Origin of the sequence: Clostridium aceticum, assembly GCF_001042715.1 — a bacterium.
GTDB classification, from domain to species: Bacteria; Bacillota; Clostridia; order Peptostreptococcales; family Natronincolaceae; genus Andreesenella; species Andreesenella acetica.
Genome location: NZ_CP009687.1, coordinates 1,962,083 through 1,980,056 on the forward strand (window position 1 = coordinate 1,962,083; position 17,974 = coordinate 1,980,056).

General features: G+C 34.6%; 15 protein-coding genes. 3 read left to right on the top strand and 12 right to left on the bottom strand.

Translation table 11 applies throughout. From position 1 onward, the window contains the following. The first annotated feature begins 205 nt into the window (after positions 1-205). Positions 206-535, top strand: a complete 330-nt coding sequence (locus tag CACET_RS09240) for a hypothetical protein (RefSeq protein WP_052661286.1) — start codon at positions 206-208, stop codon at positions 533-535. 194 nt (positions 536-729) lie between these two features. Here the strand turns inward: CACET_RS09240 and CACET_RS19855 are convergent, their stop codons facing one another. Beyond that, positions 730-879: a PEP-utilizing enzyme gene (locus tag CACET_RS19855; protein WP_479722665.1), complete on the bottom strand. Its 150-nt coding sequence runs from the start codon at positions 877-879 to the stop codon at positions 730-732. 38 nt (positions 880-917) lie between these two features. Then, on the bottom strand, positions 918-2,459 hold the full coding sequence (locus CACET_RS09245) for an LTA synthase family protein (protein ID WP_052661287.1): 1,542 nt from the start codon (positions 2,457-2,459) through the stop codon (positions 918-920). A gap of 275 nt (positions 2,460-2,734) precedes the next feature. Here CACET_RS09245 and tnpA point away from each other — a divergent pair, with 275 nt between their 5' ends. Beyond that, entirely contained in the window at positions 2,735-3,133 is a 399-nt protein-coding gene (gene tnpA, locus CACET_RS09250; protein ID WP_044826404.1) for an IS200/IS605 family transposase, read from the top strand. A 4-nt stretch (positions 3,134-3,137) separates the two neighbouring features. Beyond that, positions 3,138-4,235, top strand: coding sequence for an RNA-guided endonuclease InsQ/TnpB family protein (locus CACET_RS09255; RefSeq protein ID WP_201774978.1), 1,098 nt, complete (start codon positions 3,138-3,140; stop codon positions 4,233-4,235). Between the two features lie 91 nt (positions 4,236-4,326). Here the strand turns inward: CACET_RS09255 and CACET_RS09260 are convergent, their stop codons facing one another. From CACET_RS09260 to CACET_RS09305, 10 genes are all read right to left on the bottom strand, one after another. After that, positions 4,327-4,530 (bottom strand): hypothetical protein, encoded by a 204-nt coding sequence (locus CACET_RS09260; RefSeq protein WP_044822924.1) that lies wholly within the window; start codon positions 4,528-4,530, stop codon positions 4,327-4,329. A gap of 234 nt (positions 4,531-4,764) precedes the next feature. Then, a complete protein-coding gene (locus tag CACET_RS09265; protein ID WP_341412466.1) occupies positions 4,765-6,102 on the bottom strand; it encodes an L-cysteine desulfidase family protein in 1,338 nt (445 codons plus the stop codon). A gap of 131 nt (positions 6,103-6,233) precedes the next feature. Further along, positions 6,234-8,015: a sigma-54-dependent Fis family transcriptional regulator gene (locus tag CACET_RS09270; RefSeq protein ID WP_044822922.1), complete on the bottom strand. Its 1,782-nt coding sequence runs from the start codon at positions 8,013-8,015 to the stop codon at positions 6,234-6,236. Between the two features lie 34 nt (positions 8,016-8,049). Next, positions 8,050-9,492 carry an MATE family efflux transporter gene (locus CACET_RS09275; protein ID WP_082058062.1) on the bottom strand — a complete coding sequence of 481 codons (1,443 nt, stop codon included), beginning with the start codon at positions 9,490-9,492 and terminating at the stop codon, positions 8,050-8,052. Positions 9,493-9,581: 89 nt separating this feature from the next. Beyond that, positions 9,582-11,768, bottom strand: a complete 2,187-nt coding sequence (locus tag CACET_RS09280; protein WP_044822921.1) for a DNA gyrase/topoisomerase IV subunit A — start codon at positions 11,766-11,768, stop codon at positions 9,582-9,584. A gap of 30 nt (positions 11,769-11,798) precedes the next feature. Beyond that, positions 11,799-13,778, bottom strand: coding sequence for a toprim domain-containing protein (locus CACET_RS09285; RefSeq protein WP_044822920.1), 1,980 nt, complete (start codon positions 13,776-13,778; stop codon positions 11,799-11,801). 328 nt (positions 13,779-14,106) lie between these two features. Then, positions 14,107-15,081: a siderophore ABC transporter substrate-binding protein gene (locus CACET_RS09290; RefSeq protein WP_044822919.1), complete on the bottom strand. Its 975-nt coding sequence runs from the start codon at positions 15,079-15,081 to the stop codon at positions 14,107-14,109. A 115-nt stretch (positions 15,082-15,196) separates the two neighbouring features. Beyond that, positions 15,197-15,952 (bottom strand): iron ABC transporter ATP-binding protein, encoded by a 756-nt coding sequence (locus CACET_RS09295; RefSeq protein WP_044822918.1) that lies wholly within the window; start codon positions 15,950-15,952, stop codon positions 15,197-15,199. After that, complete coding sequence (locus CACET_RS09300; protein ID WP_044822917.1) at positions 15,949-16,899, bottom strand: iron chelate uptake ABC transporter family permease subunit; 951 nt, start codon at positions 16,897-16,899, stop codon at positions 15,949-15,951. Before CACET_RS09300 ends, CACET_RS09295 begins: the two co-directional genes overlap by 4 nt. Then, positions 16,896-17,843 carry an ABC transporter permease gene (locus tag CACET_RS09305; RefSeq protein ID WP_044822916.1) on the bottom strand — a complete coding sequence of 316 codons (948 nt, stop codon included), beginning with the start codon at positions 17,841-17,843 and terminating at the stop codon, positions 16,896-16,898. Before CACET_RS09305 ends, CACET_RS09300 begins: the two co-directional genes overlap by 4 nt. Between the last annotated feature and the right edge of the window lie 131 nt (positions 17,844-17,974).

Consider the following 17,974-nt stretch of genomic DNA (forward strand, 5'->3'; position numbering starts at 1 on the left):
ATTATTATAAGATCCATTCCCTAAGTATTTCTATAGAACACTATAAATATTTTCTTTAGGCTTATTCCTATAGTAGTTTATCAAACAATTGTAATTGCAACTTCAAAGAGTCATAGGCTAAATCATAATGCTTTCTCTCTTCTTTTTTATCTCCTAAATCTCCTCTTTTCTTAGTAGTGATAATTCACCCTCTGATTCATGGAACATGAATGGGCAAGCTTTTCTTAACGCAAGGCATGCACTAGAAGAACTTAAAAACAAAAAAAAATATTGTGTATTACTTCACAGTTCACAATATGAACTAAATAAAATTTTCAACCTCGTTTATGGTCTTATCGCTGCTATTGTTAATGATTGGAGCGATAAACAATGGGAAGCAATTCAACTCTATGACAAAGTTAAATCTTATGAATCTGGAGCAGATAAATTAGGCATCAGTAAAAGTTCCTTTCACCAAAATTCGTCCTGTAGACCTGACAATAAACTTGGTAATTTTGTGCTTGAGGGGGGAGTCTTATGGCTGGTATTCAATTAGTGCTACTGCCTTTTATTTTACTTTATTCATTGTACTTAGCCATTTAATTATCGATTATGTAAAAGAATCTGTACAATCTGACAATCGTAAAGTCCTTCGTTGCTCCAAGATCCTTCGCTACGCTCAGGATGACAGTTCGAGAGAATTTTGGTAATAATTATATTAAGTTAACGCTTATGAAACTATCACAGGAGTTACACATACCCTTCTGTCCCGTTAATTAAAACGCTTTGTCCGTCTTTTATTAGTTTTGTGGCATTGTCCATGCCTACAACTGAAGGAATACCATATTCTCGTGTAATTACTGCTCCATGTGTCATAACCCCTCCGACTTCTGTGATCAAACCTTTACGGATTATAGCAAACTAAAATTAAGCACCGTCTAAAGACGATGCTTAATAATGTATTCTAACCCCTTTTCTTTAACTAAGGGTATTAAATTATTTTGTAAGACATACTCAGATAAATTTACTTCGGCTAAAGCCCGTTCATATCCATCTCTACATTCTTCTAGGTTTACAGATTCTCCTGTATGGATGTTCCAAGCTCTGCTGTTTTCAAAAATGCCGTCATTAGACATGATAAATATTTTTTCATGATCTATAAAGGAACCTCTAGCTACATGCACTTGCTTTGCTACAAAACCATCATCTATATTCAACAAATCCTTACCTAGTGTTTTGTCTGGCTCTACTTTTAATCCCAATAAATTTGCCATAGTAGGCAAAAAGTCGATTTGCCCTCCAGCAGTAGTAATCTCTTCTTGCAAGCTGCTATCAGGTATATGGGTTATAAGGGGAACTCTGAACATCTCATCTTCTTCATAGGGTTTACCTAAAAAAGAAGTAAGAAGTTCATTTGCTTCTTCATTACGCATATCTAATCCTTGATGGTCGCCGTAAACGACAATCATTGTGTTGTCATAGAGGTCTGCTTCCTTCAGCATCTTAATAAAGTTCCCGATCTCTTTATCTAGATAGTGCACAGTTTGCAAGTAGTCTTCTAATAAGGTATCCTTATATTCTCCTTGGATATCTAATCCCTGGTATTGTTCTTCCATAATAAATGGATGATGTGAGGTTAAAGTAATATAAAATCCATAGAATGGCTTTGTCTGTTGTTTTAGATAATTAATGGATTGTCTAAAAAGCGACCCATCACTTAATCCTATTCCAATCAACTCATCTTGCTGTAGTTCTTCTATACTAATAAAAGTATCCAATCCCTGAGAAGGATATATGCTCTCACGATTCCAGAAGTTCGCTTCATTACCATGAAAGGCAATGGTGCTATAACCTTGGTTTTTTAATAATATAGGCAGACTAGTAAAGTCGTTATCTTCATACGCTTTATAACTGAAGGTTTTAACAGAAGGATAAAAGCCATTATGAGATACAAACTCAGCGTCAGAGGTATTCCCCCATCCTACCTGCTCATAAAATTGACTAAAATAAATGCTGTTATTATTAATAAGTTCATTTAATACAGGAGTAATAGGTTGTCCTTCGATTTCTTTATTGATAACAAAACCTTGTACTGATTCCGCCTGTATGACGATGACATTTTTATTTTTTGCCAATGCAAATTTATTTCTATCACCGTTTTCTGTGCTAATGGTTTCAACAATGCCTTCTACCCTGCTGATATCTAAGGTGCTTCTAGCAAAAAGACTCACCATATCATATAAATGATAATTAATAACGCCTAAATTATGAGGTGTATAGTTTCCATTAGCATCCTTACCAATTTTATAGTTCATACCTACTGTTGTGGAGGTTAGTATAAAAAATGTTATTAAAAGTGCTATTCTTTGTCTTTTGTTATACTTAGATGTTTCTCTGTCAGTATTTTCCTTGTATTTTTTATAATATCTCCATAAAAGTAAAGAATCTGTGAAGAATAAGAAATACCTTAATCGAATCAAAGAAAAAATACTCCCAGAAACAGGTCCAAGCTGTCCGACTTGATATATGCTATGAGTAGGTATCAGTGTGAAAAAATGGCTATAATACATAGTGTCTATAAAAAATATTATTGATAAAGCAATATTTATTATAAGAAAAATTTGTATTCTTTTATTTTCTTTAGCTAGACTTACAGTAAATTCGCCTGAAAGCCCACGGTTTCAATCGTGGGATGAAAGGCGTTTCTTTTAATCTTCTTGTTGCAGTTTCAGTTTAAAACTGATACTATAAATATATGGGACAAGATTATAGAAGAACACAAACAACAGTATCTTTAATAAACTATCATTTTGTTTTCTGTCCAAGGTACAGACGTAAAGTTCTAGTTGGAGAAGTTGAAATAAAATTTAAACAGCTTCTCAATGAGATTTGTAAAGACATTGAAATAGAAATTTTGGCAATAGAATGTGATAAAGACCACTGCCATCTTTTTGTCAATGCACTTCCTCATTTAAGTCCAGCAGACATAATGGCAAAAGTGAAAGGAGTGACTTCTCGATTATTAAGGCAGGAATTTAAACATCTGCGACATTTGCCAAGTCTTTGGACAAGAAGCTATTTTGTATCTACCGCAGGAAATGTATCAAGTGAAACTATAAAACGATATGTTGAAGAACAAAAAACAAGGGGGTGAAACAATGCAGATAACAGTAAAATTTAATATTATTTTGACAAAAGAACAAGTACAACTAATAGAATCTATATCAAAAGAATATATCCATACTGTTAATAGCCTTGTTTCATCTACGCTCCAATCAGAAGAAAGAGTAAAGCTATCATCTAAAGATGTTTTTGCAAATATGCCAAGTGCAGTGAAAAATCAATCTATTAGAGATGCCAAAAGTATCTGTACTAAGTACAAGAAAGCTATCAAGGCTAATTCCAAACTGCCTACTGATAAACAAAAAGTAATCAATGTAGCTACCCTTAAAAAACCTGTCTGTATATGGAATAATCAAAATTATTCACTTAAAGACGGTATTCTTAGTTTTCCCGTTATTATAGATGGGAAATCGCAGCGTATTCAAACTAGAACTATCATGACAGACTATCAGCTAAAACAACTAGAAGGTCATTTGGGAGCATTGCGTATAACTAAGAAAAGCAATAAATATATCGCTCAAATAAGTGTTGAAAAAGTATCTCATATAGTTAAAGGTGATGTTGTAATGGGTGTTGACTTAGGCCTAAAAGTTCCTGCTGTAGCTGTAACCGATTCAGGAAAAACGTTTTTTTTTGGAAACGGTAGGCAAAATAAATACGTCAAACGTAAATATAAAGCGAAACGTAAAAAACTTGGAAAAGCCAAGAAGCTTAAAGTCATTAAAAAGCTTGATGATAAAGAACAACGTTGGATGACAGACCAAGACCACAAAGTAAGTAGAGAAATAATTAATTTTGCAGTAAATAATAATGTTTCTGATATTCGGCTTGAAAAATTAACGAATATCAGAAACACGGCAAGAACAAGCCGTAAAAACGAAAAAAATCTACATACATGGTCATTCTATCGTCTAGCTCAATTCATAGAGTATAAGGCACTATTGAAGGGGATAAAGGTTGAATATGTTGATCCTAAATACACTTCTCAAATATGCCCTGAATGTAAGAAACTAAATAAAGCAAGAGATAGAAAATATAAATGCTCCTGTGGTTTTAAAACACATAGGGATAGAGTAGGTGCTATAAATATAATTAATGCACCTGTAGTAGATGGTAAAAGTCTACTAGCCTAGGGTACTATATGTACTGCTCTAGGAGGGGTAATGGCATACCCTAAGCTTGAGGTCATACTCCGATAGCAGAAATGTACTTCGGTTTAATCACTCAAGAATCCCACTGCTTTAGCTGTGGGAGTGTCAATAAACAATAAATTGCAATGACGATAAAGAAATTTTTTAATGTGACCAGAACAAGTCCTTCTCCAAGCCCCATAAAATAGTGTAATACAAAAAGCTTAAAGAGTGTACCTATAGTAAATAAACTTATATCCTTGTAGTCATTACTTCTAGAAATGCCATGTAGTAACATTGTAAGTGCCTCCTTAAGTTGGTTTCATAGTTTGGTAGCTAGTATCGGATGATCTACTTTCTCAATACTTATAAACTATAACTTCCATAGTTGGCTTTTAGATAAGTAAATTGCCGAAGTTGGTTCTTAAACTTAGTTAAAATTAAAAAGGTTTGATTTTATTTTAACATAAATTTTAGTATTTGTTTAATAAAGTATAGCAATTTTCTTCTATACATTATATGACATATGGCACTATATGGCTGCCCTTATGCTCTGCATCCTCTGCATTACCTTAAGGATTACTTCATCGGCTCCATTCATGCCTTCACTAGATAATACACTTAAATTTCGAATGGTATCTTCTACAGTCTCAGCAATAATTCCATTGCCGGCAGGAATAATATGATTATCTATGGCTAATAAAGCAGCTTGAATGGCAGCCGAAGCAGAAGTGGAGAGTTTCAAAGCACAACCTACTTTTGCACCATCGCAGACCATTCCACTGATATCTCCTAAAATGTTTTTAATAACACCCTCTATTTGTTGTATTTCTCCTCCCATTAACCAAGCTATCGCTACTCCTGCTCCTGTTCCAGCAGCAACTCCGCATCCACAAAGGGCAGATAGTCTACCAATATAACTCTTGATATAGCTATTGATAATATGACTCATCGCCAAAGCTTTGGCTAGTCTTTCATCAGATACATAAAATTTTCTACGATAAGCTACAATGGGTAATATAGCTGTGAGACCATTATTTCCGCTGCCATTGCTGCTCATCACAGATAGCTTTAAGCCAGACATTCGTACATCTGAGGCTGCTGCTGTCAGCATCTTGGCATGGTTCATAAAGTCATCAGATAAGATGCCCTTTCTCATATTCTCGTAAAAGGTATACCCTACCCCCATACCTACCTTTTTATGTAGTCCTGCCATAGCTACCTTTTCATTCATGACTAGCCCATCTAACATAAAGGAAATAGATTCATAGGGTATCTTTTCTATTGCTTCGATAATTGATCTTATTTTGAGACTGTATAAAGTGTTTTCGTGATCTATGATTTCGGTGTTTTCTTCCAACAGATCTTGGATGATTTGGCCCTGGCTTTCTAGGTATACAAATTTGTCATGCTTTCCTTTGACGATTACTTTAGAGGCGTTTTTTTCTAAATAAAGTCTTACTTCTATATACACCTTATCTTTGGTATCCTTTATATCTACTGATATCTTCTCAGATTTCAATAGGTCTTTTGCCAGCTGTATTTCTTTTTCTTCAATCTCCTCCAACAGCTGCAATCCCTTGTGGCTTCTTCCTCCAATAAACCCTAGGGCAGCTGCAATAGGGAGTCCTACTTCATCGGTGGGGGGAACGCCTACAGCTAATCCATTTTTATATATGTTTGGACTAACAAGTACCTCTATAGAAACCACTTCAGAAGGTACTGCTTTGTTATTTAATAATTCCTTCGCCTTTGCACAGGCTAAAGCGACAGCAACCGGTTCTGTACATCCCACTGCGGGTACTACTTCCTTCTTTAAGGTTTCAACAATTAAATCCTCTAGTCTCATGTTTGTCCCTCCACTTTTCATAATTATATACAATAATTAAATTGCAAAAATCATGCCAATGTAAGAAAGGTTGATTTTATTTACCCGTAAGGATAGTTTTGTATCAAAATGAGATTTCAAACAGAAAAATCGTCTCAAAAAGAGAAAAAATATCATTTTGAGACGATTTTAATATCATATTCTTTTATTTTTCTATATAAAGTAGCTCTGCTGATCCCTAAAGCTTCAGCAGCTTCAGCAATATTTTGCTTTCTATTACTGTAGTAGGCAACTGCTTTTTGTATCTCCCTCTTTTCCAAATCTCTGATGGGGATAATCCTTTCTTGTTTGAAGGGACTTAATGATATATCTCTACTTATTAAACGCTTAGGCAAATCTTCTTTTTTAATAACACTGCTATTACACATATTTACAGCATATTCAATGGTATTTTCCAGTTCCCTGACATTTCCAGGCCAATGGTAATGCATGAAGATATCTAATGCCTGAGGATCTACTTCTTTAATATGCTTTCTTAATTTGATGTTGCACTTGCTTAGAAGATACTCTACCAATGTAAAAATATCTTCTTTTCTTTCCCGTAAGGGTGGAATCTGTAAAGGAATAACGTTAATTCTATAGAACAAATCTTGACGGAATTCCCCCTCTAAAACCTTTCTTTCTAAATCCTGGTTAGTGGCTGCAACCACCCTGACATCAATAGGAATCAGCTCTTTCCCTCCTATTTTTTCTATCATTTGTTCTTGCAAAACTCGTAGAAGCTTAGTTTGCAGGTGAAGAGGCATGTCTCCAATTTCGTCCAAAAAGATAGTTCCTCCAGTTGCAAGTAAAAACTTTCCTGCTTTGCCTCCCCGCTTTGCTCCCGTAAAGGCTCCTTCTTCATAACCAAAAAGCTCGCTTTCTAGAAGCTGCTCAGGAATCGCTGCACAATTGATTGGAATAAATGGGGCTTTAACTCGATCACTATGAAAATGAATAGCCCTTGCAAATAGTTCTTTGCCCGTACCGCTTTCACCTTGAATCAGAATAGTCGAGGTGGATTGACTGGCTTTTTTTGCCTCAAGTTTAACTTCCCTAAAAATCAAACTATCTCCGATGATTTCATCAAAATCGGTAGCTATTGTTCCTGTAGTAATATCATTTACAGTATTTAATATATCTGAAAGCTTGCTAAATACAAATACTATACCAAAGCTTTCATGATCAATACTAATAGGATTCGTATCAAAAACACCTCGAAGATGATACTCTTTATTTTTATAAACAAATTCCCCGTTTTTTATCTTGTATTTTTCTTTAGCCAAAGACCGAAAGGTAGCCATACCAATGAAGTCCTTTATATTTTTGTGCATGATTTCTTTTTCACTAGTTTGAAAAAGTTTAAGAGCTCTTTCGTTATAGCGTAATATTCTTCCTTTGTCATCCACCGCTAAGATTCCTTTATCAACGGAATTTAAAACAACCTCAAGCTCTTTTACTAGAAGTTGGATTTTATCTGTGTTCTTCTGCTCTAGTAGTTTGGAAGAAATTAGATCTGCCATTTTATTAAGAAATTTGATCAAATTACTTTGATTGTGTAAAATTTCATCCCGTTGCTTCTCCTCAAAAGCAATTAGTCCTATCACTCCAACAACCTCATTATTGACCTTAATAGGACAACAGACCTCAGCATATTCTTTACAGTCTTTTGCATCTACGCATTGTAAACACACAGCATGTTGGCCAGCGTTTTCAATAATAAAACCTTCTCCTTTTTTAATCGCCACACCAAATACGGAGTTTTGATTTACCTCTTCTCCTATTCTCTCACGGTAGGACCCTGTGCCAGCAATTCTTTTATATTCATTATCTACCACTGTCACATCTACTTTAATTACACTGGCTATAGCCTCAGAAATATTTTGGACATTAGAAGCAATCGTCATTAAACCCATAAGCAACCATCCTCTAATTTTTATAAATTATTTTTTAGTTGTTGTTTCTAGCATCTCTCTTTTTCATCCATTGGTATATTAGGAAAGTTGTTACCAATGCTGTTGCACCTTCAGAAAAAACAGGAGTAAACCAGATACCAAAAGTTCCCCATAATGAAGGAAATACTGCCAAACCCAGTAGAATAAATACAAGTCCTCGTGATACTGCTATCACTAAGGATTTTCCTGCCTTTTCCATAGCCGTAAAGAAGACAGAGCCTACTATCCCTATAGGCATAAAAAGCATAGCCCAACTGATAATATCTGTCACACCGAGAGCCAGATCTAAAGCTTCAGGATGTTCCGGCATAAAAAGAGTTACCAATGTTTCTGTTTGCCACTGAAGAATCATAAAGAAAATGATTCCTATTATAAAGGAAGAAACTAATAGTCGTCTAAGAGTGCCTTGAACTCGATAAGAAAGACCTGCCCCATGATTATAACTTAAAATTGGTTGCGTTCCATTACTCATGCCTATTAAAATCATCACACCAAAGGTCAGCAGATAGTGAACCAATGCAAAGGCTGCCACACCTAAAGAACCTACATAACTGAGAATCATTCGATTAAATAGAAAAGTTGTTAAGCCTGCTGCAATATTATTAAATAATTCCGATGAACCGTTGGTTACGATAGCACCTATAACTGTAAGTCCTCCTCCTGGCACACCAAAGCTCAAACCAGTACGACCACTGAGGGTTTTAAGAAGAAAATACATAAAAAAGATTGTTGCACCTATGCTTTGAGAGAGCCCTGTTGCCAAAGCTGCTCCTTTAATGCCCATGTTAAGAGGAAAAAGAAAAATATAATCCAGTAAGATATTTAATATTGCCATAGCTGCCATAACAATAGTAGCCATATTAGGGCGTCCATCATTTCGTACAGATTGTTCTAAGATAAACAATAGGATCATAGGTGTGAAAAAAGGATATAAAGCTTTTAAGTACTCTCCTGCGTAATGTCCTAGTTCTCCTGAGGTTCCAAGAAAAGATAGTATCCTTGGAAATGCTAAAATAACTATCAAACTTCCGAAAATACCAAGTATTGTACCCAGTGTAACAACAAGACCGAAAACACGGCGAGCTTTATGGGTTTCTCCTGCCCCTAAGAGAACAGCAATCCGAGCATTTCCACCTATTCCAATCATAACAGCTATACCAATAAACAAAGCTAAAACAGGGTAAAGTATATTTACCGATGCCAGTGCTTCAGGACCTAACCGCCTGCCTACTAAAATACCATCTACTACTTGATAGAGCGCCATGAACACCATAGATGCCACGGCAGGAAGCGCGTTCTTGATGATAAGACCACCCAATGGAGCCGTAAGAAAAGATTCTCTAGCAGGATCTATACTAGTAGCAGCTTTTTCATGTTCTTTTTGTTGACCTTGTTCTTTTTGTTGACCTTGTTCTTTAGGTTCTTTTTTTATCCTCATAAATCAATATCCCATTTCTTTAAAGTTTTTGTTATTTGCAAATTATATCAGCTAGGGGGGCTCTTTCGCCACGCCTAGCTGAAGTTAAATTATATAAAACTTAGATTTGTTGGCTCTTTTTCTAAAAGATCTTCCTTCTTAAGAAAAGTACCAATAGCAGGTATATTACCTCGATAGTATGTGACATCTGTAAAAGTAATATCCTCCAAGGCTTTGATTTTTGATAAAGTACTGTTGTTTTTAGCTTTTAATACTTGAATCCCTATAGAGTTTTTTGTTGTTTTTATAGGAATTTGACTAGTATGAAAAACCAATACCTTTTGGATACTGCTTATTGCCACTAACTCCTTATCCTCTTTAATAAGTTCAAGATGTACTAATTTAGATTCATTAGAATAAGCATTTGCCAGTTGTTTTCTATTGGTCTTTGTTTTGTAACTTTCCATAGTTATTTTAGCACATTTACCACTTTCATAGAAAAACAACATATGCCCTTGATAGTCTTCTGTAGCTGCTATATAAATGATTTTTTCATCATCGGCTAAATTTAATAGATTTTTTAAATAATCCCCTAAACTGCTGGCCTTTTTATCCTCCAGCTCATAGCATCTAACCTTGTACACTGTGTGTTTATTGGAGAACAGTAGTACATCTGATTTGTTAGTACCGTCGATTTCTTGTACAATAAAATCGTCATCCTTCAACTTATGCCCATTATTGCTGCTTCTCAGAGAAGCCAAAGATATTTTTTTAAGATAGTTTTCATTGGTCAAAAACAGTTTTAGACTATAATCCTCAATAAAAAGTTCCTCTGTAACCACCTCTATGAGTTTTTCCTCAATGATCTCTGTTTTTCTAGGTTTACCATATTTTTTAGCTACCTCTTCTAACTCCTTGATAATGACTTTATTAATTTTACTCTCACTCTTTAAGGTAGCATCAAGACTTTTAATTTCTCTCTCTAGGGTTTTAATATCCTTAGTTTTATTTAAGATATACTCTTGGTTGAAGTTTCTCAGTTTAATATCTGCAATAAATTCAGCTTGGACCTTGTCCACTTCAAACCCCTTCATCAGATTAGGCACAACTTCCTTATCTTTTTTTGTATCCTTAACAATTTTCACTGCCTTGTCTATATCTAAAAGAATTTTTTCTAGACCATTTAGCAGATGTAACCTTTGCTGTTTTTGATAAATATCAAAGGTTAGTTGTCTTTTGATACAATCGACTCTAAAGAGTGTCCATTCCTTAATGATTTGTTTTACTCCCAAAACCATCGGATTTCCATGAATTAAAATATTAAAGTTACAGCTGAATGTATCCTGTAGGGTTGTTAGTTTATATAGGCGATTCATTAAGTGTTCGGCATCAGTATTTCTTTTTAAGTCTAGGGTGATTTTCAGACCTTCTTTATCTGTTTCATCTCTTATATCATGTATTTCCTTAATTCTTCCTGATTTTACGAGATCAATAATTTTTTCAATAATTGCTTCTATGGTTGTGGTATAAGGAATTTCATAGATTTCTATACAGTTATTTTGCTTATCATATCGGTATTTTCCTCTTAAATAAAAACTACCTTTTCCTGTGTCGTAAATGGTTTCAAGTTCTGATTTGTTAAGAATTAATTCTCCTCCTGAAGAAAAATCAGGGGCTTTTAAATATTGGCCAATAGGGGCATTTTCATCTTTAAGGAATTCAATCGTTGCTTCACATACTTCCTGTAAATTAAAACTACATATAGAACTTGCCATACCTACAGCTATCCCCACATTAGGATTGACAAGAATATTTGGAAAGGTAGTAGGTAACAGCTTAGGCTCATCCATGGTATTGTCATAGTTAGGTACAAAATCCACTGTGTTTTTTTGGATATCCTTAAAAAGCTCTTCACAAATCTCCTCTAACTTTGCTTCAGTATATCGTGGTGCTGCATAGGCCATTTCCTTGGAATAATTTTTTCCAAAGTTTCCTTTGCTATCAATAAGAGGATGCAGCAGTGCTTCATTTCCTCTGGTTAGACGCACCATTGTCTCGTAGATGGCACCATCTCCATGGGGATTTAGTCTCATAGTCTGACCAACAATGTTTGCTGATTTGGTTTTTGATCCCTTTAGCAGCCCCATTTTAAACATTGTATAGAGTAATTTACGATGGGAGGGTTTTAAGCCATCGATTTCAGGTAATGCTCTTGAGACGATTACACTCATGGAATAGGGCATATAGTTTTTTTCTAAGGTTTCTATTACATTTAAGTGGCTTAATTTAGACTGCATTAATTTTCTCTCCTAGGTTTATATTCTTTTCTAAACAACATCACATTGGTCAAGATACTTAGAACCATGCTTTGAGATATATTCTTTTCTGCCGGGTAAATTATCTCCTAAAAACAGAGCAAAGGCTTCCTTGGTGGCCTGTGCTTCTGTTGGAGTGACTTTAATCAACCTTCTTGTTTCTGGATTCATGGTGGTTTGCCACATCATGTCAGGTTCATTTTCTCCCAAACCCTTAGATCTTTGAATCTTATAATTACTTTTTAGCTTCTTTATTATAGTATTTTTCTCTCCCTCTGAATAGGCGAAAAATGTATTGTCTTTGCTATCGGTAATCTCATATAAGGGGGATTCCGCTATATAGACACACCCCTTTTCAATTAGCGTAGGCGTAAGGACATAGAGCATGGTCAGAATCAGCGTCCTAATCTGAAATCCATCTACATCCGCATCGGTACAGATAATAATCTTACTCCAATTAAGTTTGTCAATATCAAAAAAGCTTAAATCGCTATGCTTACTTTTGATCTCAACGCCACAGCCTAATACTTTTAATAAATCTACGATAATATCGTTTTTAAATATCTTATCATAATCGGACTTTAGACAATTTAATATCTTTCCACGGACAGGGATAATAGCTTGAAATTCCGCATCTCTACCCATTTTGGTTGAGCCCAATGCAGAATCTCCTTCTACAATAAACAATTCTCTCTTAGTGATATCTTTGCTTCTACAGTCTACAAACTTTTTGACCTTGTTAGAAAAATTATCAATACCTTTACTTAATTTTTTTCTAACATCTATCCTAGTTAGTTCTGCCTTTTCTCTACTTCGCTTATTAATTAGTATTTGATCTACAATCTTCTCTAAATCAGCTTGGTTTTCTGTAAAATAAATTTCAAGCTTTTCCTTTAAAAAAGCAGTTATCGCTTCTTGAATAAATTTGTTGGTGATAGCTTTCTTTGTTTGGTTTTCATAGCTGGTGATGGTAGAATATGTATTGGTCACCAGAATAAGACTATCTTTGATATCAGTAAATGTTACTCTTTTTTCATTCTTAGTGTACTTATTCTTATCCTTGATAAAACTATGAACTTGGGAAGAAAAACCGCTATCTACAGCCTTATCTGGAGCTCCTCCATACTCTAAAAAGGAGGAATTATGATAATATTCAAGGAGATTATGTTCATTATTAAAGACAAAAGCCACTTCGATTTTTAGCTTATACTCCTCTTTATCTTCACGATCTCTCCCCTTTGTTTCAAGCTCAAAATACTGAGGTTCAGTAAATCCTTTTTCTCCGTTGATCTCTTTTACATAGTCTATAATACCATTTTCATAGTAATACTGAAAAGTTTCATCTGTTTCTTCATCATATAACTTAAAGGTAATTCCCTTATTTACGATTGCTTGTCTTTTGAGGACTTCTTTAAAAAAGCTTAAGGAGATGTCAATATCATTGAAAACCTCTAGATCTGGCTTCCACTTAATGTTTGTACCAGTGTATTGATGGTCATATTTTTCTTTTATTAATTCACCAATAACCTCTCCCTTTTCAAAGTGCAGCTGATATCTATGTCCATCTCTATAGACCTCTACATCCATGTACTCGGAGGCAAACTGTGTGGCGGCAGTACCTAGACCGTTTAGTCCGATACTATACTGATAATTACTGCCAGAATTGTTGTTATATTTTCCTCCACCGTAAAGAATGGTAAATACAATCTCCCAATTATATTTCTCCTCCTTCACATTATATTCTAGAGGGATACCTCTCCCCCTATCTCTTACCTCTATAGAGCGGTCCTTATAGCGAAATACTTCTATCAGGCTACCAAAACCCTCTTGTGCTTCATCCCTAGCATTTGCTACAATCTCCACAAGGGTATGGCAACACCCCTCTATACCATCACTACCAAAGATTACTCCCGGTCTAAGCCTAACCTTATCTTTCTCTTGTAAGGTTGAAAGACTGTCATTACCATAGTTGTGTTGTTTTTTTATAGTCATTTTACTTCCTCTTTTCTTTTGTGGATACTACACATAATAATACCATAAATCATTGCTTTATTGACTTATCTTGTGTTTTATATTTTAATAGGGTTTAAATTTGTTTCATATAGAAAACAGTATATCAAAGGGGGCTATGTCGAACAAGTGTTTTGGATAAGATTGTAAAAAAAAACGAAAAAATCTATCCTCAGTGGGTCTGTTTATAATATCAACATAATTAGGTGATGGCAGTTCACTATACAAGTATTATAACAACACATGAAAAAAGATGCAAAAACAAATAAAGGTACAGTCTAGTCTGCTGTACCTTTACTTTGATCTTTTTTTATTGAATAGCCCCTCGTACTTCTTGGATCATAATATTTGTTGCTTCCAGGCCACCAGATGCTACGTACCAAACATGGGCACTTAAATAGTGAATTGCATCGTTTTTATAGGCGTCTGTCATCTTTACTAAGTCGTTGTCTAATACTTGTTCTGCTGCGGCAGTTCCACCAGTTACTGCAGCTCTGTCAATAACGAAGATAACTTCAGGATTTTTTTCTACGATGTACTCAAAAGAAATGCTTTGGCCATGATTCGCCACTTCGATATTTTCATCTGCTGCAGCAAAACCAAATTCATTATGTATGATATTGAATCTTGACCCTTTTCCAAAGGCATTTAAAGCCCCGTCATTGGCCGCAATAATTAATGCTTTTTTCTCAGCGTCCACCACCAATTGCTTCAGTTCAGTAATTTTCTGTTGTATAACTTGTAATTGTTCCTGTACAAAATCTTCTTTTTCAAATATTTCGCCTAAGGTTGTTAGGTTGCTACTGAAGGATCCAAGATAATCCTGTGTATCGATGGTAAGGTATACCGTTGGAGCAATTTTTTCAAACTCTTCATATAAATCTGCTTGTCTTCCAGAGATTAATATTAAATCTGGTTGAAGCTCGTAAATTTTTTCGTAGTTAGGTTCAAATAAGGTGCCTACATCAGTGTACTGAGAGTCATTATACTTCTCTAAGTATTGAGGAATATTAGATTTAGGTAAACCTATCACTTCTATATCCATTTGATTTAAAGAATCTAATGTCGCATAATCAAAGACGATTACTCTTTGAGGATTCCTTTCTAAAGTAGCCTCACCTAATTCATGGGTAATCGTGAGAATCTTTGGTTCTGCAGCTGTTTCAATAACCTCTTCTTTTTCCTCTTCAGCTCCTGTGCTTTCTGTAGAACTGCAAGCAGTTAGACCTACTACAGAAATCATTAATAATAATACCGATAAAATCAAACTTTTCTTTTTAAACATTCATTTCACCTTCCTATTTTTTTATTTTTTAGCTGTTTTAAAACCTATTACTGATTTTATATCAACTTTTTAATAACTTTCTACAACATCTCTAGATCTTTAACGAAGCCTTTTATTAGAAATAAACACAAATTTTTTGATTGTTAATATTCTTTATCTTGAAATCCATGTCATAGATCCCACCAAGGATTTTTTCATCAATAATACATTCTGCATTACCCTCCTTAATTATTTTGCCTTCATTTAGAGCTACAATATAGTCAGAGTAGCAAGAAGCAAAATTGATATCATGAATCACTATAACAATCGTTTTACCCAGCGTTTTTACTAGCCACTTTAAAATCTTCATGATTTCTACAGCATGCTTCATATCTAAGTTGTTCAATGGTTCATCCAAAAGAATATATTCTGTATTTTGAGCAATCACCATTGCGATATAAGCCCTTTGTTTTTGCCCTCCACTTAACTGATCTAAATATTTATTTTGTATGTCCTCCAGTTTCATATAGGCCATAGCTCTATCAATATATTCCAAATCCTCCTGTGTTAAATTTCCTTGAGAGTAGGGAAAACGTCCAAAACTCACCAGTTCTTTTATGGTTAGACGGATGTTGATATGATTTGATTGCTTTAATATAGAGATTTTCTTGGCAAGTTCATTGCTCTCCCATGCTTCTATCTCTTTACCTTCGATGAAGACTTTGCCAGCATCTTTCTTATTCAAGCGACTGATGATAGCCAATAAAGTACTTTTTCCAGCACCATTGGGGCCAATAAAAGAGGTGATTTTTTTACTGGGTATTTTAAGAGATACATTATCTACCACTGTTTTTTCACCATATTTTTTCACTAGATTTTTTACCTCTATCATTCTTTACCCTCCTTTAACAATAAATATATGAAATACAATCCTCCCACCAAGTTAATAATAACACTTAAAGGTGTTTTGAAATTTAGTACCCTTTCAACCATCAATTGCCCTCCAACTAAGGCAATGCCGCTAATTAAAATAGATGTGGTAATTAAGTATTTATGTTGGTACGTATGTAACAGTTCTCGGGCAAGATTTACCACCAATAAACCTAAAAACGTAATCGGCCCAACCAATGCAGTGGCTACAGATACCATGATAACAACAACGATCAACATCCTCTTGACAGATTTATCGTAGTCTATCCCCAAATTGATAGCTTCTTCTCGTCCTAAGGATAACACATCCATGATCTTTATATAGGGGTAAGTATAAACTCCTGCACATAAAATGATGCCTATAGCAATATACAACAAGTCTGTATTTACGTTGTTAAAGCTAGCAAACATTCTGCTTTGAACAATGCCAAATTCATTTGGATCAATCAACATTTGCATAAAAGAAGATAGACTTTGAAATAATGTGCTGAATATCAGGCCTATCAGCAGAAGAAAGTAAATATTCTGTTGTTCTTTTTTAAACAGAAACTTATAAAGGATACTTGAAAAAATAATCATGAGTAAGACAGATAATAGAAAGTTTGTATGTCTGCTTACCAATGTTAAGCTTCTGCCGGCAAAGATAAAAACAATCAAGGTTTGTATGAAGATATATAGAGCATCTAACCCTAAAACACTAGGGGTTAATATGCGGTTGTTGGTAATGGTTTGGAAAACCATGGTGGAAAAGGCAATGACCGAACCTGTTAATAAGATTGCTGCAATCCTTGGAATTCGTCTGGAAAGTGCATAGCTCCAATTATTACTATTGAGACCAATTCCTAGAAAAAGTACTGTTAATACAACTAACAAAAGTGTAAGCAACCCAATCTTTTTTCTATAACTCATCGCTTATTCCCCCTTACCAATAAATAGAGAAATATCAGGCTTCCCAATATACCCGTGGTCAGTCCGATGGAAACCTCATAGGGATAAATGATGATTCGCCCAAGGATGTCGCAAAACAGCAAGAATACTGCCCCCAGTAAAGCGGTGGGTAAAAGATTCTTTTTTAAGTGATCCCCTTGATAAATGGTTACAATGTTTGGAATAATCAATCCTAAAAAGGGTATTCGCCCTACAGTAATCACTACAAGTGAAGTTAATAAGGCCACAATGATCAAGCCTATGTTAACAACTTTGTTATAATTCAGTCCTAGGTTTGTAGAAAACTCTTCTCCCATTCCTGCTACTGTGAATTGATTAGCATATAAATAAGCCATGATGGTAAGAGGGATACTGAAATACAGTAGTTCGTACCTGCCCCTGATCACCATAGAAAAGTCTCCTTGCAACCATGAGGAAATATTTTGTACAAGGTCATACCTATAGGCAAAAAAGGTGGTAACAGCATCTATAATATTGCCTAACATAATACCAACAAGTGGTACAAAAATTTCGTTCTTATATCTTACTCTTTTTAAAATCTTTATAAAGAGAAATGTTCCTCCTAAGGAAAAAGCAAAAGAAATCAACATTTTTTGAAGACTGCTGGCAGAAGAATAGAGTAAAAGAGAAACCAAAATCCCTAATCTAGCACTATCTACTGTTGCAGCTGTTGTTGGTGATACAAATTTATTGCGGGTAATCTGCTGCATAATCAAACCACTTATGCTCATGCCTATACCAGCTACGATAATACTAATCAATCGAGGGAATCGACTCAATACTAATATTTGAATCTTTTCTTCATTAAAATGCAGGATATCTAAGAAACTAATATTTTTTACTCCTATAAAAATAGAAGAAATAGAGAGTATAATCAATGCATAAACTAAGTATCTTTTTTTCATGTCGCCTCCTTGCTAAAGTGATGAAGTATTTTATTTGACACCTCCTTAAAGTCATTGTTATAATAAAATATATCAACTGAATTTGATTTTCTTTCTCAATAATAATATCAGTTAAAAGATAATGGTTCTTA